This window comes from Billgrantia kenyensis (assembly GCF_013697085.1).
Classification (GTDB): Bacteria; Pseudomonadota; Gammaproteobacteria; order Pseudomonadales; family Halomonadaceae; genus Halomonas; species Halomonas kenyensis.
On the sequence record NZ_JACEFT010000016.1, the window covers coordinates 82,695 to 100,535 of the forward strand.

Below are 17,841 nucleotides of genomic sequence, written 5' to 3' on the forward strand. Positions count from 1 at the left end.
TATCCGGGCGAAAAACCCGCCGCTGCGGGCGGGTTCAATGGAGCCAAAGAAATGGAGTGTCAGGAGACCGCTTGAAGCTGGCGCTCGGCGAGTGCTTTGGATTCGCGGTACTCCCAAGCCTCGGCGGCCATGGTCCAGTGCACCTCAAACCCCTCTTCCTCAATAGCTTCGCGGACTTCAGCCAGCGGCACGTTGAAGAACTCCTTGCGGGGATTGATGCGATTGACCTGATGTTCAGCGAACTGGCGATGCAGTTCGCGTTCAAGGGTCGGGGCGTCCTCAGAATAAATCATGGCATGTACGTCGAAAGAGAACGGCACGCTGGCATCACCCAGCTCCCGCACGCGGTCGAGTGGTTCCAGCCGGCGGGTCATGCCGATCTTGAACACGTTCTCTCCGAACGAGCCAATATTGGAGATGATGTAGACATGGCCGCGCTTAGTCTGTTGTGCCATGGACAGGGCCCGCTGGCCACGTGACTCGGCCTCTTCCAATTGCTGCTCAAGCTCGGACAGCCTCGCCTGGAACTGGGCACGCTCCTCATCGTTAGCGTTCTCTAACTGCTTGCGAGCCTCTTCCATGGCCTTAGCCAGCATGCGCTCTTCCTTCTCGGCCTGCTTGAGCGCCTTTTCAATGTCTCGTCGAGCCTTCTCCTCCTCGCGCATCTGCTCGCGGATCTCGCGCTGCTCTTCCTGCTCGATCCGACGCAGCTCCATGGCAGCCACTGCCCACCTCAGCTCCTCCAGCCGGGCCTGTAGGTAGAGGTCTGTGATGCGGGCATTCTTGAACGGCTTACCGTTGTGGTTCACCACGGCGAAGGCGTCGAGGATCGCCTGTCGTAGCTTGCCGTAGTTGTCGTGCTTTACCTTGGAGAGAGTGGAGTCAACCTTACCGTTGAAGGCGTCGACGGCGAAGTGAATAGCGTACTCGCGGCGCACCGCTTCCTTATAGTCGCAGTCACCTGCTCGACCGTTCTTGGCCATGTCCCGGCTGTGCTTCCGTGCCTGCTTGAGCTTCTCGCCGGCATCTTTGTGGGAGAAGTCCTCGGCCAGGTCATCGAGCAGGCTGGCATTGGGCACGATGTAGTCGTCGTGATAGCCTTCGATGATATTGCGCATGGCCTTGGCGGTCTGCTCGTAAAGCTTGGCGTCCTCTACGGCCTTCAGCGCGTTGCCAGCAGTCTCCTCCGCCTGTCGGCGCGCATCGTCGATGATCTGGCGTGCCTGCTCATCAGCCCGGGCTATCACGGCCTCAGCCTTCTCCCGGGCATCCTTGCCTTGGGCACGCCCATCGCTGAGGATGCGCTGCCTTTCCAGTTCGGCCTCCTGACGCAGTCGCTCGGCTGCCCGCTGGGACTGCAATTCGACCTCGGCGGCTTGTCGTCGTGTTTGGCGGGCATCTTCCTCGGCCTGGCTGACTAGCTGTCGAGCCTGTTCGCTGGCGTTGTGGATTTCCTCGTATTGCCATAGATGCTCGACCGACTTGCGAATGTGGTCGATTTCCGTGTCCTTCTGCTTGACCTTATGCCGGTAGAGCAGAGCCAGTACCCAGCCGGACAGGATCAGGCCGAGTATTACTAGCAGGACGATTGCGCCTTCAGACATAGCAGTCCCCTGTTCTTCCCTTATGTTATCGAACGGTTAGCTTGCCATAGCCAGCCGCGATGCGATGTAGGAGATTGCTTACAAAAAACCCGCCTCGGTGGGCGGGTCTTTGTCCTCAGCAGGAGAGGATCAGGCGGTCAGGCGGCGCTGGCTGGCATTCGGTGCTGAATCGCCAAGCCAATGGCGTGCGCCACCGGTTGGCTGGCGCCTTTTACCTTCAGGCTGGATCTCAACGCCTGAGTCCCATGGCGCTGGGTGAACACGCCAAAGAGCTCGTCGGCATACGAGCCAGAGAGCGAGATCACCTCGCTGTAGTCGAGGATCACCTGCTCGCCCTGCTGGGCAAGCGCTTCGATCTGAGCTCGCTCCTGTGCGGCAGCGGTTCGGTTTGCCAAGGAGCCTTTATATTTCAAAGTCTTAGTCATAGTCCATCGCCCCCGTTATGAGTGCGGCTTGGTGAGTGCCTTAGAACAGCAAATCGTCGAGAAGGTTCTCGACATCCTCTGTCAGTGGCTCTTCTTCGATGTTTCGACCAAGCTCGCTGATTTTTAATCTACACGCTATTATCACACCTTGCCAATGCGGCACCGCAACAAAGTTGCCGATTTCATCAGCGTTTCGGGTTCTCATATTGGAGACCAGTACCCTTTCACCAGATGCTAACCACATCTCGCCGTTGTAAGCACTCACCAGTCTCATCAAGTGCGCGAGGCCTAGGCCTTGGTGGTGATTGCCATTATGCCAGCGCCGAGTCTCCAGGCCCGCACCGAAGGGATTGCCCATGGCATCCTCTGGCTGCTGCTGAGCGAACTCATCGTGGTCCCTGTCCTTCGTCGAGTTACGAGGGGTCAAGCACCAGCGTATCGCCGTCTCGTCATCAGTGACTGCCTCAATACCGCGCCTACGGCACTCTCGCAGGAACCCTTGGCCGGAGTCCGCCACGGCGAATTCGATGACCCGTTTGTCCTCGTCGCCGTATTGGTTCCAGCAGAGCGACATGGAAAAGCCCGTTCCTTCGGCGTGAGCCCGCACATTATCGTGAAGCTCCCCGATTACATCACAGAGTTTGTTTATCCCTGGCAGTCTATCAACATGTGCCCGGATGCAGCCGTTGGTTTCCGACGTCGCTCGGTCAACGTCGTTGGCGTCTTGTAATATCTGCACAGGACTATAGTGCGTCCCCTGGTTGACACGAGCATGAAGGTAGCCATCCACACCGGTCAGCAAGAAAGGAACCTGCATCGCCTCGAAAAGCCCTTCATGTCTTTCGTCCCGGTAGGTTAAGCCCGAGACCTCACGAGAATTACCAAGGCATGTCGCCGTCGCTATGAAGCCCGGCGTGACGAAACCTGCCGGGATGATCAGCCAGCCGCCGCGCTCAGGCACGAGTGCCTGCTGCTTGCGCAATGCCGAGATCACACCAAGTTCTGCCATGCTTGCCCCTGCTTAACCATTTTTTGCAGCTTTCTATATCATGCATAAGCACGCTGTACCAAAAAGCCTTGCCGATCATGCGAACCTGTTCGGGCCAATCAGGGCCGAGCTTCTCATCGAGAAACTGGTCACAATCCGCGTTCGCGCTACGAATTCACAGGCCGCCGCGGGCAGGTATTAGAAGAACTGTATACGCACTAGGCCAGCGCTCTTCCGCCAGCCCCCTATTGCTGCAAGGCTTTGCTTAACCCTTGATCACCACCCGCGTGCCGATGCGCAGCCAGGGGTCGAGCGCACGGATCTCCTCGTTGTTGACCGCCACGCAGCCTTCGGTCCAGTCGAAGCTGCTGTGCACGTCGGGATCGCCCTGGCCCAGGCCATGAATGCCGATCAGCCCGCCCAGCGCGGTGGTGTGCGGTGCCCGGCCATGGCGCGCGCGGTAGTTCTCGATGTACCAGTACTCCTGCAGGGTGATCTTGCCGCTACTCAGGGCCTCCTCGGCAACTTGCGCATTGGGATAGTCGAAGCCGAAGAACAGGTCGAAACGCGAGGCGCGGTTGATGCGGTCGACGCGGAACTCACCGATCGGCGTCATCGAGCTACCCTTGGCTCGCAGCGGCGCCGCACCGCCGGCACCGAAGGCAAGGTGCTCGATGCGCTTGATCTCATGCTCGCCGCGCAGCACCCGTACCCGGCGGTTGCGCAGGTCGATGCTGAGCCACACCTCATCGGCGGTCAGCCCCTCGGGCTGAGCCACCGCATCCAGCACCTGCCACAGCGTCGGCAGCTCTGGCATCACGCCATTAAGTGTGTGAGAAGAATCGGGAATATTGGCCTGGGCTGCCGGCCCAAGCGCGAAGAAGCCTGCCGTCAAGGCGGCAGCCTGGAAGAATGCCCTGTCCATGCAGCCCCTGCCCGTGCGTAATGGAGTTATTGCCGACTCGAGTCGATCGAATTATTCGGACCCGTCAATATGACGCATGGGCCGAATATACCATAGGCACGCTAAGGCAAAAGGGGGACTCGCCTCCTTTCGTTGAAACAACGCGGGAAACGCCGCGATCAGGCGCTCGTCGGGCGAGCTTCTGCCTGGCCCTGAGCCAGCAGCTCGACCGCCTGCCTGGCCAGGGGTGAGAGCTCGCTGCCGTCCTCGTGCAGATACTCCACGATCAGGCGCTTCATGCTGCGCGCCCAGAACTTCTTCAGGTGGGTATGCACACGCTCGGCAGCGTCATCACCGTAGTGGGCATTGTTGGCGGCGATCTGGTTCGCCATGTGAATCAAAGTATCGAGCTGGCTGCGGCTCATGGCGACTTCAACCTCCGCTGGCTTGAACGACCGGCACGGCTTCGGGTGCCGGCTGGTGATAGATGACATGGCGCCCGGAGCGGGCAAACCCGACCAGCTTCAGGCCGGCCTGGCGCGCCTGCTCGATGGCAAGCGACGTGGCCGCCGATACGGCAACGAGGCATCCGATACCGGCGCTGGCACACTTCTGTACCATCTCGTAGCTGGCGCGACTGGAAACCAGCACGAAGCCCTGCCGGGGGTCGAACCCGCGGGTGACCAGTGCGCCGATCAGCTTGTCCAGGGCGTTGTGGCGGCCGACGTCCTCGCGGGCCAGCTGGATCCGCCCGCCGAGGTCGCACCAGGCGGCGCCATGCGTGGCGCCGGTCTCGCGCTGCAGCGGCTGATGCCACTTGAGTGCCTCCAGCGCCTGCTGGATGGCACCGTCGTCGACGGCGGGAGCCTCCACCCGGCCGATGGGACGAATCGCCTGCTCCAGCGACTCGGTGCCGCACAGCCCGCAGCCGGTGCGCCCGGCCAGGCTGCGCCGACGCTGCTTGAGCTCCATGAACCGCTGGGTGGCGATCTCGAGATGCACGGCGATACCCGCGGGCTCCTCTCGCACCTCGATGCCGTAGAGTTCATCCGGCGTGTGCAGGATGCCCTCGGTGAGGCTGAAGCCGAGGGCGAAGTCGTCGAGATCGTCCGGCGTGGCCATCATCACGGCGTGGGAGATGCCGTTGTAGACCAGTGCCACCGCGGTCTCCACGGCGATGCTGTCTTCCAGCCGCTCGGCGCTGCCGGCCCGGCGCACGTCCACCGGAGCTCGACAGCGGCTGTGGTCGTCACTCATTCGCACGCTCCGCTGCGGGCGGTCTGGCCGCTTCGTCCCTGGCGCCGCGCAGCAGCTGCAGCTGCAGCCGGTCAAAGGTCTGGAACTGGCGCTGCCAGGCGGACGGCTGGCTGACCTTCTCGACCTGCACGGCGGTCACCTTGTATTCCGGACAGTTGGTCGCCCAGTCGGAGCTGTCGGTGGTGATCACGTTGGCCCCGCTGCCCGGGTGGTGGAAGGTAGTGTAGACCACCCCCGGCGGCATGCGATCGCTGATCCGTGCACGCAGTACCGTCTGGCCGGCGCGACTGGTGATGCCGACCCAGTCGCCGTCGCGCACGCCGCGCAGCTCGGCGTCGGCCGGGTGCAACTCGAGCACGTCCTCGTCGTGCCAGGCCTGGTTGTGCGTGCGCCGGGTCTGGGCGCCGACGTTGTACTGGGAGAGGATGCGCCCGGTGGTCAGCAGCAGCGGGAAGCGCCGGTTGCTGAGCTCGTCGCTGGCCACGTAATCGGTGATGGCGAACTGGCCGAGACCGATGGGGAAGTCCTCGACGTGCATGGTCGGGGTGCCCTCGGGGTGCGCAGCGTTGCACGGCCACTGGATGCTGCCCAGCGCGTCGAGCCGCGCATAGCTTACCCCGGTGAAGCTCGGCGTGAGGGAGGCGATCTCGTCCACGATCTGCGCCGGGTGGTCGTAGTGCATGGGATAGCCCAGCGCATTGGCCAGGTCGATGGTCACTTCCCAGTCCTGCTTGCCGGCCAGCGGCGGCATCACCTTGCGCACCCGGTTGATGCGCCGTTCGGCGTTGGTAAAGGTGCCGTCCTTCTCGAGGAACGAGGAGCCCGGCAGCAGCACGTGGGCGAACTTGGCCGTCTCGTTGAGGAAGATATCCTGCACGATCAGGCACTCCAGCGAGCGCAGCGCCTCCTCCACGTGCTGGGTATTGGGGTCGGACTGGGCGATGTCCTCGCCCTGCACGTAGAGCGCCTTGAAGTCGCCGGCCACGGCGGCATCGAACATGTTGGGGATGCGCAGGCCCGGCTCGTCGTCGATGGGCACGCCCCAGGCCGCCTCGAAGCGCTCGCGCACGGCGGGGTCGCCGACGTGCTGGTAGCCCGGCAGCTCGTGGGGGAAGGAGCCCATGTCGCAGGAGCCCTGGACGTTGTTCTGCCCGCGCAGCGGGTTGACGCCCACCCCTTCGCGGCCGATGTTGCCGGTGGCCATGGCCAGGTTGGCGATGCCCATCACCATGCTCGAGCCCTGGCTGTGTTCGGTGACGCCGAGACCGTAGTAGATCGCGCCGTTGGGCGCCTGGGCATAGGTGCGTGCGGCACGACGCACCTGCTCGGCGGGCACGCCGGTGATCGCCTCGACGTTCTCCGGCGCATGGCGCGGGTCGAGGATGAACTCACGCCAGGCCTGATAGCCCGCCGCGTCGCAGCGCTTGGCGATGAACTCGCGATCCTCGAGCCCTTCGCTGATCACCACGTGGGCCATGGCATTGATCATCGCCACGTTGGTGCCGGGGCGCAGGGCGAGATGCTGGGCACCGCGATGGCGTGGCGTCTTGAGCAGATCGATGCGGCGCGGGTCGACGACGATCAGCTCGGCGCCCTGACGCAGGCGACGACGCATCTGCGAGGCGAACACAGGGTGGGCGTCGGTGGGGTTGGCGCCGATGACCACGATCACATCGGCCTGCATCACCGAATCGAAGGTCTGGGTACCGGCAGACTCACCCAGCGTCGTCTTGAGGCCGTAGCCGGTGGGCGAATGGCACACCCGGGCACAGGTATCGGTGTTGTTGTTGCGGAAAGCCGCACGCACCAGCTTCTGCACCAGGTAGGTCTCCTCGTTGGTGCAGCGCGACGAGGTGATGCCGCCGATGCTTTCGCGGCCGTACCTGGCCTGGATCGCCTTGAGCCGCTCGGCGGCGAAGGCGATCGCCTCCTCCCAGCCCACCTCGCGCCAGGGCTGGTCGATGGTCTCACGGATCATCGGCGTCTTCAGGCGGTCGGGGTGGGTGGCGTAGCCGAAGGCGAAGCGGCCCTTGACGCAGGAGTGGCCGTGGTTGGCGTCGCCGCCCTTGTACGGCACCATGCGCACCACCCGGTCGCCCTGCATCTCAGCCTTGAACGAGCAGCCCACGCCGCAGTAGGCGCAGGTGGTCACCACGCTGTGCTCCGGCTGGCCCTGCTCGATCACCGATTTTTCCATCAGCGTCGAGGTCGGGCAGGCCTGCACGCAGGCGCCACAGGAGACGCACTCGGAATCCATGAACGCCTCGCTCTGGCCGGCGGCGACCTTGGACTCGAAGCCGCGCCCCTCGATGGTCAGGGCAAAGGTGCCCTGCACCTCTTCACAGGCGCGCACGCAGCGCGAGCAGACGATGCACTTGCTGGGGTCGAAGCTGAAATAGGGGTTGGAGTCGTCGGTCTCGGCGTCCAGATGATTGTCGCCGTCGAAGCCGTAGCGCACCTCGCGCAGCCCCACCGCACCGGCCATGTCCTGCAGTTCGCAGTCGCCGTTGGCCGGACAGGTCAGGCAGTCCAGCGGGTGATCGGAGATGTAGAGCTCCATCACGTTGCGCCGCAGCTTGGCCAGCCGTGCGTTCTGGGTGGTGACCTGCATGCCGGCCGCGACCGGCGTGGTGCAGGAGGCCGGCAGGCCGCGCCTGCCCTCGATCTGCACCGCGCACAGGCGGCAGGAGCCGAACGCCTCGAGGTTGTCCGAGGCGCACAGCTTGGGAATGTTGATGTCGGCCAGCGCCGCTGCGCGCAGCACCGAGGTGCCTTCGGGCACGGTGATCGCAACGCCGTCGATCTCGAGGCTGACCAGCGTCTCGGAGAGCCGCGCCGGGGTGCCGTAGTCGCGCTCCGGCAAGAAGTGCTGCGGAGCGGGCGTCTGCTTGGGATCGTAATAGTTCAACATATCGGGCCTCCTCCCGCTCAATGCGGCTGCGCGTCGCGCTGCAGATCGTCGGGAAAGTGTTTCATCACGCTCTGCACGGGGAACGGCGTCATGCCGCCCATGGCGCAGAGAGAGCCGTCCACCATGGTCTCGCACAGGTCGGCGAGCAGTACGAGATTGGCCTCGCGACGCTCACCGGCACGGATGCGGTCGATCACCTCGACGCCGCGCACCGATCCGATGCGGCAGGGGGTGCACTTGCCGCAGGATTCCACCGTGCAGAACTCCATGGCGAAGCGCGCCTGCTCGGCCATGTCCACCGTGTCGTCGAACATCACCACGCCGCCGTGGCCGAGTACCGCGCCGACCTCGGCGAAGGCCTCGTAGTCGAGCGGCAAGTCCCACTGGCTGTCGGGCAGATAGGCGCCCAAGGGGCCGCCCACCTGCACCGCACGCAGCGGTCGACCGCTGAAGGTGCCGCCGCCAAACGCCTCCATCAGCTGGCGCAGGGTGGTGCCGAAGGCCAGCTCCACCAGCCCGCCGCGCTGGACGTTGCCGGCCAGCTGCAGCGCCAGGGTGCCCCGCGAACGGCCCATGCCGCAGTCGGCGTAAGCCTGCCCGCCCTCGCTGAGGATGAAGGGCACCGCCGCCAGCGACAGCACGTTGTTGACCACGGTGGGCAGACCGAACAGGCCTTCGATGGCCGGCAGCGGCGGCTTGAAGCGCACCATGCCTCGCTTGCCTTCAAGGCTTTCGAGCAGCGAGGTCTCCTCGCCGCAGATGTAGGCGCCGGCCCCCAGACGCACCTCGAGGTGGAACGCGTGGCCGCTGCCGAGGATGTCGCCACCGAGATAGCCGGCGGCCTCGGCGCGGGAGATGGCCTCATTGAAGATCTCCTGGGCCAGCGGATACTCCGAGCGCAGGTAGACGTAGCCCTGGGTGGCACCCACGGCGAGGCCGGCGATGGCCATGCCCTCGATCAGCAGGTAGGGATCGCACTCCATCACCAGGCGGTCGGCGAAGGTGCCGGAGTCGCCCTCGTCGGCGTTGCAGACGATGTACTTCTGCGCGGCGGGGGCATCGAGCACGGTCTGCCACTTGATACCAGTGGGGAACGCCGCGCCGCCGCGACCGCGCAGGCCGGAGGTCTTGACCTCGTCGACGATGGCCTGGGGAGCGAGACCAAGCGCCCGGCGCAGGCCGCGGAAGCCGTCGTGGGCGCAGTAGTCCTCCAGCGACAGCGGGTCGGTGACGCCGATACGCGAAAAGGTCAGGCGCTGCTGGGCCTGAAGATAGGGAATCTCCTCGGCCGGCCCCTGGCAAAGCGACGATGCCTCGCCGCCCTCGAGCAAGCCAGCCTCGAACAGTCCGGCCACGTCCTCAGGGGCTACCGGCCCGTAGGCGATGCGCCCGGCGGCGGTCTCGACCTCGACCAGCGGCTCCAGCCAGAACAGCCCGCGGGAGCCGTTGCGCACCAGTTCGATCTCGACGCCACGGGCCTCGGCCTCGGCCTCGATGCGCTGCACGACCTCGTCGGCGCCCAGCGCCAGCGCGGTGGTCTCGCGGGGAACGAAGAGTCTCGTGGTCATCAGCTCACCTTTAGCACTTGGGTGGTCAGTTCATCGACCAGCCGGTCGAAGCGCTCGGGGGTGACCCGGGCCAGGATGCGGTCGTCGACGCGCAGCGACGGCCCGCAGGCGCAGTTGCCCAGGCAGTAGACCGGCTCCAGGGTGATCTCGCGGTCGGCGGTGGTCTGGTGGTAGTCGATCCCCAGGGTGTCCCGCGCGTGCATTTCCAGTGCCCGTGAGCCCCGCGCCTGGCAAGCCTCGGCGCGACAGATCTGCACCACGTGGCGCCCCGGCGGCGTGGTGCGGAAGTGATGGTAGAAGCTGATCACGCCGTGCACCTCGGCACGGGTGAGCTGCAGCGATTCGGCGATGAGCGGCACCGCCTCGCGCGGCACGTAGCCGCAGCGGTCCTGGATCGCATGCAGGATGGGGAGCAGAGCGCCGGGCTTGTGCTTCAGGGCGTCGATCTCGTCCTGAATCATCTGGGGCGTCCATGAAGGGAATGGGCTATTGAGCATGGCCTGGCCTCGAAGCGAACGTATGGAGCGCATCTTCTGGCGTCTTGCGTCGGTACGTTCGAAGCTGCTGGTTACGGTCTAGTTATGCACCACTTATTTATGTACTACAGTGCATATATTGGATAAGGTGCCCGTAGCATCATGAGTGCGTATTTGTGAAGGTAGCAGTCCTGCCTGGGTTACGAAATATGAAAAACACATCATATGAAACGCATTAAAATCGAACCTGCCTGGTCCTTCACCGACGAGGCCGGCAACCGCCTGGATCCGCAGCTGTTCGGGCTGCTGCAGGGCATCCATCGCAGTGGCAAGCTGACCGAGGCCGCTGCCGAGGTCGGTATCTCCTACCGCCATGCCTGGAACCTGCTGAATAAATGGGCCACCTTCTTCGGTGCCGCCCTGGTGGAGATGCAGAAGGGCCGTGGCGCACGGCTCACCCCGCTGGGCGACAAGCTGCTGTGGGCACGCCAGCGGGTGGCCGCCCGGCTCGGACCGCAGCTGGAAAGCCTCGGCTCGGAGCTCAATCTCGAGCTGCAGCAGCTGTTCGAGGGTGTCGAACCGGTGCTGCGCATGCACGCCAGCCACGGCTATGCGGTGGCGCTGCTGCCCAGGTTCGCCAGCGACTTTCAGCTCGACCTGCAGTACTGCAGCCCCCAGGAGGCGCTGTCGGCGCTCAATCGCGGCGCCTGCGACGTGGCCGGCTACCACATGCCGACCTCGGCGACCCGGGGTCCGCTGATGCAGGGCTACCGCCGTCAGCTGCGGCCGCGCAGTCACAGCATCATTCGCTTCATCACCCGCTGTCAGGGGCTGATGCTAGCGCCGGGCAACCCCAAAGGGGTAGCCGGCCTGGCCGATCTGGTGCGCGAAGACGTGCGCTTCATCAACCGCCAGCAGGCCTCCGGCACCCGGGCACTGCTCGATATCCTGCTGCGGGAGGCGGGCCTCTCGTCACAGCGCATCCGCGGCTTCGAACTGGAGGAGTACACTCACTCCGCCGTGGCCGCCTACATCGCCGCCGGCATGGCCGATGTCGGCTTCGGCGTCGAGGCCGCCGCGCACCAGTTCGGCCTGGATTTCCTGCCGCTGGCCACCGAGCACTACCTGCTGCTGTGTCAGCGCAGCAGCCTGGCGGACCCCAGCGTCGTACGTCTGCTCGAGATGATCCGCAGTCAACCGTTCCAGGCGGCCGTTCGCGAGCTCCCCGGCTACTCGCTGGACCGCTGCGGCGAGGTGTGCAGCGTCGACGAGCTGTTCGATGACGCCTGACCGCCCCTAAAAATCGACTACTCTGAGCCCTGTCCCGCCCACCTACGAGAGCGAAGACAATGACAAAACGCATCGTCGCCTACACCCGCCTCAAGCCGATCCACCTCGACCAGCTTCGCCAACGCTTCCACGTCGATTACTTCGAGGCCTTGAAGAGTACCGACGACCCCGACTTTCGCCAGGCCCTGGGGCAGGCACACGGCCTGGTCGGCTCCAGCTTCGTCATCGCACCGGAGCTACTCGAGCATGCCCCGCAACTGGAGGCCGTCGCCACCATCTCGGTGGGCTACGACAACTACCCCGTCGAGGCGCTGACCCGGCGCGGCATCCTGCTGTGCAACACACCCGACGTGCTCACCGAAACCACCGCCGACACCGGTTTCCTGCTGATCATGGCGACCGCCAGACGCGCCATCGAACTGGCCGAGCTGGTCAAGCGCGGCGACTGGACGGCCAGTATCGGCGAGCCCCACTTCGGCACCGACGTGCACGGCAAGACGCTGGGCATGGTCGGCTTCGGACGTATCGGTGCCGGCGTGGCCCGCCGCGGTGCTCTGGGCTTCGGCATGCGGGTGCTCTACGCCTGCTCCTCGCCCAAGCCCGCGCTGGAGCAGGAGCTGAGCGCCGTGCGCTGCGAGCTGAATGAGCTGCTGAGCCAGGCCGACTTCGTCTGCGTCACCGTGCCGCTGACGGCGGAGACCACACATCTGATCGGCAGGCACGAGTTCGGGCTGATGAAGCCTTCGGCGATCTTCGTCAACATCGCCCGCGGCAAGGTGGTCGATGAAGCGGCACTGATCGCGGCGCTGGAAACGGGCGAGATCCACGCCGCCGGGCTCGACGTCTTCGAGCAGGAGCCGCTCTCGCCGGAGTCGCCGCTGCCGCACATGGCCAACGTGGTGGCCCTGCCGCACGTGGGCTCGGCAACCCATGAGACCCGCGACGCCATGGCCCAGCGCGCAGTTGACAACATCACCCTGGCGCTGGAGGGCAAGCGCCCGCTCAGCCTGGTCAACGAAGCGGCGTGGCGAGGGAAGACGCCATGAACCGCTGAGCCAGCTCCCGCACCGCGCTGGATCGACGCGACGGCATCGTCTACGGTAGGCTTGTATGACAGGTAGCACGACATACCATGTACCACAAGTCGATCCGCTGCATCCCGCGCAAGGAGCTCCCATGACACTGCAAGGCACATCCCTGATCGGCTGGGCGACCGTCACCGGCAGCCGCGGCGAGATCCGCGCCATCAACCCTGCGACCGGCGCGCCGCTCGACCCCGTTTATCATGGCGGCAGTGAAGCCGAGGTGGCGCGCGCGTGCGAACTCGCCGAGACGGCGTTCGGCGTCTATCGCGAGACCACGCTGGAAGCACGCGCCGCCTTTCTCGAAAGCGTGGCCGATGAGATCGAGGCCATCGGCGATGAGCTGATCGAACGTGCCATGGCCGAGACCGGCCTGCCCCGCGCCCGCCTCGAGGGCGAGCGTGGCCGCACCTGCGGCCAGCTGCGCCTGTTTGCGTCGGTGGTGCGTGCCGGTGAGTGGCTCGACCTGCGTCTCGACCCGGCGCTGCCGGAGCGCCAGCCGCTGCCCCGCGCCGACCTGCGCCAGCGCCACATTCCGCTGGGCCCGGTCGCCGTGTTCGGCGCCTCCAACTTCCCGCTGGCTTTTTCCGTGGCCGGTGGCGATACCGCCTCGGCGCTGGCCGCCGGCTGCCCGGTGATCGTCAAGGCCCACTCCGCCCACCCCGGCACCTCGGAGCTGGTGGGCCGTGCGGTGCAGCGGGCGGTGGAGAAGAGCCGCCTGCCCGAAGGGGTATTCTCGCTGCTGTTCGGTTCGGGCCGTGAGGTGGGCCAGGCGCTGGTGGCCGACCCGCGCATTCAAGCCGTCGGCTTCACCGGCTCCCGCGCCGGCGGTACCGCGCTGATGAGAACCGCCCAGTCCCGCCCCCAGCCGATCCCGGTCTACGCCGAGATGAGCTCGATCAACCCGGTGTTCCTGCTGCCCGAGGCGCTCCAGGCGCGCGGCGCTCAGCTCGCCGAGGGCTTCGTCGCCTCGCTCAACATGGGCGCCGGGCAGTTCTGCACCAACCCCGGCCTGGTGATCGGCGTGAAGGGCGCCGAGCTGGCCGCCTTCGTCGAGGCCGCGGGTAGTGCCGTCAAGCAGAGCGCCGGCCAGACCATGCTCACCCCGGGCATTCACAGCGCCTACGAGCAGGGCGTGGACCGGCTCGCCTCCAACGGCAAGGTACGCGAAGCGGCCCGCGGCCAGGTCGGCGAGACCGCCCACGCCTGTCAGGCTGGACTGTTCGTCACCACAGCCCAGGACTTCCTCACCGAGGCCGAGCTGCAGGAAGAGGTATTCGGCGCCACCTCGCTGGTAATCGAGTGCGCCGATGTCAGCGAGATGCAGCGCGTCGCGGCCCAGTTGGAAGGTCAGCTCACCGCCACCCTGCAGATGGACGACGGCGACCTGGACGCAGCCAAGCAACTGCTGCCGATCCTCGAACGCAAGGCGGGGCGCATCCTGGCCAACGGCTGGCCCACCGGGGTCGAGGTGTGTCACGCCATGGTTCACGGCGGCCCCTTCCCGGCCACCTCGGACGCCCGCACCACCTCGGTAGGCAGTGCGGCGATCTTCCGCTTCCTGCGCCCGGTGTGCTACCAGGCGCTGCCGCAGGGGCTCTTGCCCGAGCCGCTGCGCGACGGCAACCCCTGGGGGGTGACACGCCTGGTCGACGGCAAGCGCGAAGCATAGGGAACACTGCTTACACGGGCGAATCGCTGCGTTGCGCGGTGCCGAAGCGTCGGATCATCGGATCATCGGATCGTCGGAATCCTCACATATTTCTCTGGAACCTTTGGCGGCCTTCGGGCCGCCTTTTCATGTCACTGCTTGGCATGGCGCTGGCGCCAAACAAGCGCCTCGCCCTGGCCAACCACGTCCGGTTGGCAAGCCGTTTTAACTGCGCCATACTTGACCGAACATCAGGCTAGCAGCCTGTCATACAGGTAAAGTACCATGCGACTGCAGCACAAGACCGCGCTGATCACCGCCGCCGGCCAGGGTATCGGTCGTGCCACGGCCCTGCGCTTCGCCGCCGAGGGCGCTCGGGTCATCGCCACCGACATCGATGCCGACAAGCTGCGCGACCTAGAAGGTACGCCCGGCATCGAGTCGCGCCGCCTGGACGTACTCGATGCCGAGGCCGTCACGGCCTTGGGCGACGAGTTAACCTCGCTGGACGTGCTCTTCAACTGCGCCGGCTACGTCGCCAGCGGCGCGCTGCTGGAGGTCACCGAAGCCGACTGGGAGCGCTCGCTGGCCCTCAACGTCACCGCCATGCTGCGCCTGACCCGCACCCTGCTGCCGACCATGATCGCAAGCGGTGGCGGCAGCATCATCAACATGGCCTCGGTGGCCTCCAGCCTGACCGGCGTGCCCAGCCGCTGCGCCTATGGCACCACCAAGGCCGCGGTACTTGGCCTGACCAAGTCGATCGCCGCCGACTACATCGACCGCGGTATCCGCTGCAACGCCATCTGTCCCGGCACGGTGGACTCCCCTTCCCTGCGCCAACGCATCCGCGAGCAGGCCGAACGCCAGGGGCGCCCCGAAGCCGAGGTGCACGCCGAGTTTCTCGCCCGCCAACCCTTGGGGCGACTCGGCACGGCCGAGGAGATCGCTGCCCTGGCCACCTATCTGGCCGCCGACGAATCGGCCTATACCACCGGCACCGCCCAGGTCATCGACGGCGGCTGGCTCATCTGATCGGAGGAGAACTCGATGAAACTGCTGCGCTTCGGCCCCCGGGGCCACGAGAAGCCCGGGCTGCTTGATACAGACAGCGTGATCCGCGACCTTTCGGCCCACCTGACCGACCTCGACGGTGCCCATCTGGGACGCGACACCCTGGCCCGGCTGGCCGAGCTCGACCCCGCCCGGCTGCCAGCGGTGGATGCCGACACCCGTCTCGGGCCCTGTGTGGGCCGCGTCGGCAAGTTCATCTGCATCGGCCTCAACTACTCCGACCACGCCGCCGAAACCGGCGCCGAGGTGCCGCCGGAGCCGGTGGTCTTCGCCAAGTGGACCAGCGCCATCTGCGGCCCCAACGACGACGTCATCATCCCCCGCGACTCGCGCAAGACCGACTGGGAAGTGGAACTCGGCGTGGTGATCGGCAAGAGCGCACGCTACGTGGACGAGGCCGACGCCATGGAGCACGTGGCGGGTTACTGCGTGGTCAACGACGTCTCCGAGCGGGAGTTCCAGCTCGAACGCAGCGGCACCTGGGACAAGGGCAAGGGCTGCGACACCTTCGGCCCGCTCGGCCCCTGGCTGGTGACGCCGGACGAAATCCGCGACCCGCATGAGCTCGATCTCTGGCTGGAAGTGGACGGCCATCGCTACCAGGACGGCAGCACCCGCACCATGGTTTACCGGATCCCCTTTTTGATCAGCTATCTGAGCCGCTTCATGAGCCTGCAGCCGGGCGACGTCATCTCAACCGGCACCCCACCCGGCGTCGGCATGGGCCAGACGCCGCCGGTCTATCTGCAGCCCGGCCAGCGGATGCGTCTGGGCATCGAGGGGCTTGGCGAGCAGCACCAGCACGTGATCGCCGAACCGCAGTGACCCGCCCTCGTAACGAGCCCCGCAAGGAGCACCGCCCATGACCACCCGGATTCTGGCCAACGATCGCGGTCACCTCGACAGCCTGCGCGTTCATCACGCCGACAACGTGCGTGTGGCCCTCAAGGACCTGCCCGCCGGCCACCCCGTGGACGACGGCGACCGGCACCTGCGCCTGGCGGAAGCCATCCGCCACAAGCACAAGTTCGCCCTGCGCGACCTTGCCGTCGGCGACACGGTGGTCATGTATGGCGTCACCGTGGGCCGCGCCACCCGTCCCATTCCGGCGGGAGCGGCCATCACCACCGACAACACCGCCCACAGCACCGCCACCAGCGAGCCCCAGGCCCGCCGTGGCCAGTGGCAGGCGCCGGACGTCACGGCCTTCGCCAGTGCCACCTTCGACGGCTACCATCGTCCGAACGGCCAGGTGGGTACCGCCAACGTCTGGCTGGTGGTTCCGCTGGTGTTCTGCGAGAACCGCAACATCGAGGTGCTGCGCCAGTGCGTCGCCGACGCCCTGGGCGAGGACCCTTATCGTGACTACAAGCGCATGGCCCGGGAGCTGCTTCACGGCAGCAGCGGGACGGCGCCGGCCGCACCGAGCGACGAACGCCTCTTCCCCAACGTCGACGGCGTGCGCTTCCTGACCCATACCCTGGGCTGCGGCGGCACCGACGACGATGCCCTGGCGCTGTGCCGGCTGCTGGCGGGGTATATCTGCCACCCCAACGTGGCCGGCGCCACGGTGCTCAGCCTCGGCTGTCAGAAGGCGCAGATCGAGATGCTGCAAAACGCCGTGGCCGAGCGCGATCCGCGCGGGCTGCGTCCGGTGCACTACCTGGAACAGCAGGCCAGTGTCAGCGAGGAAGCGCTGATCCGCGAGGCCCTGACCACCATCTTCGACGGCCTGAGTGAAGCCAACCGCACGCCGCGCACACCGGCCCCGCTCTCGGCGCTGACCCTCGGCGTGGAGTGCGGCGGCTCCGACGGCTTCTCGGGGCTCTCCGCCAATCCCCTGGTGGGGGCCGTGGTCGACCGCCTGGTGGCGCTGGGTGGCAGCGGTATCCTGAGTGAGTTTCCCGAGCTGTGTGGGGTGGAGCACGAGCTGATCGCCCGCTGCCGCGACGATGCCGTGGCCGAGCGCTTCGCCAAGCTGATGGAGGCGTATCAGCGCCAAGCCGCACGGGTCGGCGCCGATTTCTCGATGAACCCCTCGCCCGGCAACATCCGCGACGGCCTGATCACCGACGCAATGAAATCGGCCGGAGCCGCCAAGAAGGGCGGCGACAGCCCGGTGGTGGACGTGCTCGACTACACCGAGCCGCACACCCGGGCCGGGCTGAGCCTGCTCTGCACCCCGGGCAACGACGTGGAGTCGACCACCGCCCTGGCCGGCTCCGGGGCCAACCTGATCCTGTTCACAACCGGACTCGGCACGCCCACCGGCAACCCCGTGACCCCGGTGCTCAAGATCTCCAGCAACAGCGAACTGGCCGCACGCATGAGCGACGTCATCGACTTCGACGCCGGCCCCATCATCCGCGGCGAGGCCAGCATCGACGAACTCGCCGAGCGGCTGCTCAGGCTGTGCCTCGACACCGCTTCGGGACGCTACCTGCCCCGCGCGGTGGAGCTGGCGCAGTATGATTTCATTCCCTGGAAGCGCGGCGTCTCTTTATAGTGGTCAACGTGGCTGCGCTCGACGAGGGGCGCCGGGGACAGGTCGAAGAGGAGGTCTTTTGCCATGGCCTCCTCGTAGACCTGTCGACGGATCAGCGCCGAGTCA

General features: G+C 66.0%; 15 protein-coding genes. 6 read left to right on the plus strand and 9 right to left on the minus strand.

The window, feature by feature from the left end; all coding sequences use genetic code 11:
* Window positions 1-59: 59 nt before the first annotated feature.
* The 9 genes from H1D44_RS13085 to H1D44_RS13125 all read right to left on the minus strand — a co-directional run bounded on the left by H1D44_RS13085 (window position 60) and on the right by H1D44_RS13125 (window position 10,154).
* Complete coding sequence (locus H1D44_RS13085) at window positions 60-1,604, minus strand: SNIPE associated domain-containing protein (RefSeq protein ID WP_181515298.1); 1,545 nt, start codon at window positions 1,602-1,604, stop codon at window positions 60-62.
* Between the two features lie 137 nt (window positions 1,605-1,741).
* Window positions 1,742-1,999, minus strand: coding sequence for an STAS-like domain-containing protein (locus tag H1D44_RS13090; RefSeq protein ID WP_181515299.1), 258 nt, complete (start codon window positions 1,997-1,999; stop codon window positions 1,742-1,744).
* A 70-nt stretch (window positions 2,000-2,069) separates the two neighbouring features.
* The gene (locus H1D44_RS13095) at window positions 2,070-3,038 is read right to left on the minus strand and encodes a hypothetical protein (protein ID WP_181515300.1); all 969 of its coding nucleotides are present in this window, start codon (window positions 3,036-3,038) and stop codon (window positions 2,070-2,072) included.
* A gap of 244 nt (window positions 3,039-3,282) precedes the next feature.
* Window positions 3,283-3,942 carry a L,D-transpeptidase gene (locus H1D44_RS13100; protein WP_181515301.1) on the minus strand — a complete coding sequence of 220 codons (660 nt, stop codon included), beginning with the start codon at window positions 3,940-3,942 and terminating at the stop codon, window positions 3,283-3,285.
* 158 nt (window positions 3,943-4,100) lie between these two features.
* The gene (locus H1D44_RS13105; protein ID WP_181515302.1) at window positions 4,101-4,346 is read right to left on the minus strand and encodes a formate dehydrogenase subunit delta; all 246 of its coding nucleotides are present in this window, start codon (window positions 4,344-4,346) and stop codon (window positions 4,101-4,103) included.
* 7 nt (window positions 4,347-4,353) lie between these two features.
* Window positions 4,354-5,178 (minus strand): formate dehydrogenase accessory sulfurtransferase FdhD, encoded by an 825-nt coding sequence (gene fdhD / locus H1D44_RS13110; RefSeq protein ID WP_181515303.1) that lies wholly within the window; start codon window positions 5,176-5,178, stop codon window positions 4,354-4,356.
* Window positions 5,171-8,089 (minus strand): formate dehydrogenase subunit alpha, encoded by a 2,919-nt coding sequence (gene fdhF, locus H1D44_RS13115; RefSeq protein WP_181515304.1) that lies wholly within the window; start codon window positions 8,087-8,089, stop codon window positions 5,171-5,173. Before fdhF ends, fdhD begins: the two co-directional genes overlap by 8 nt.
* Window positions 8,090-8,106: 17 nt before the next feature.
* Window positions 8,107-9,657: a formate dehydrogenase beta subunit gene (locus H1D44_RS13120; RefSeq protein WP_181515305.1), complete on the minus strand. Its 1,551-nt coding sequence runs from the start codon at window positions 9,655-9,657 to the stop codon at window positions 8,107-8,109.
* Complete coding sequence (locus H1D44_RS13125; protein ID WP_181515306.1) at window positions 9,657-10,154, minus strand: formate dehydrogenase subunit gamma; 498 nt, start codon at window positions 10,152-10,154, stop codon at window positions 9,657-9,659. The genes H1D44_RS13120 and H1D44_RS13125 overlap by 1 nt, the downstream gene beginning before the upstream one ends.
* Window positions 10,155-10,358: 204 nt before the next feature.
* Here H1D44_RS13125 and H1D44_RS13130 point away from each other — a divergent pair, with 204 nt between their 5' ends.
* The 6 genes from H1D44_RS13130 (at window position 10,359) to H1D44_RS13155 (ending at window position 17,736) form a co-directional block, all read left to right on the plus strand.
* On the plus strand, window positions 10,359-11,423 hold the full coding sequence (locus H1D44_RS13130; protein ID WP_181515307.1) for a substrate-binding domain-containing protein: 1,065 nt from the start codon (window positions 10,359-10,361) through the stop codon (window positions 11,421-11,423).
* A gap of 59 nt (window positions 11,424-11,482) precedes the next feature.
* On the plus strand, window positions 11,483-12,469 hold the full coding sequence (locus tag H1D44_RS13135; protein WP_181515308.1) for a 2-hydroxyacid dehydrogenase: 987 nt from the start codon (window positions 11,483-11,485) through the stop codon (window positions 12,467-12,469).
* A 130-nt stretch (window positions 12,470-12,599) separates the two neighbouring features.
* The gene (locus H1D44_RS13140) at window positions 12,600-14,177 is read left to right on the plus strand and encodes an aldehyde dehydrogenase (NADP(+)) (RefSeq protein ID WP_181515309.1); all 1,578 of its coding nucleotides are present in this window, start codon (window positions 12,600-12,602) and stop codon (window positions 14,175-14,177) included.
* 264 nt (window positions 14,178-14,441) lie between these two features.
* Window positions 14,442-15,191 (plus strand): SDR family oxidoreductase, encoded by a 750-nt coding sequence (locus H1D44_RS13145; protein ID WP_181515310.1) that lies wholly within the window; start codon window positions 14,442-14,444, stop codon window positions 15,189-15,191.
* Between the two features lie 15 nt (window positions 15,192-15,206).
* Window positions 15,207-16,055 carry a fumarylacetoacetate hydrolase family protein gene (locus H1D44_RS13150; RefSeq protein WP_181515311.1) on the plus strand — a complete coding sequence of 283 codons (849 nt, stop codon included), beginning with the start codon at window positions 15,207-15,209 and terminating at the stop codon, window positions 16,053-16,055.
* Between the two features lie 37 nt (window positions 16,056-16,092).
* The gene (locus H1D44_RS13155) at window positions 16,093-17,736 is read left to right on the plus strand and encodes a UxaA family hydrolase (protein ID WP_181515312.1); all 1,644 of its coding nucleotides are present in this window, start codon (window positions 16,093-16,095) and stop codon (window positions 17,734-17,736) included.
* Window positions 17,737-17,841 lie beyond the last annotated feature (105 nt).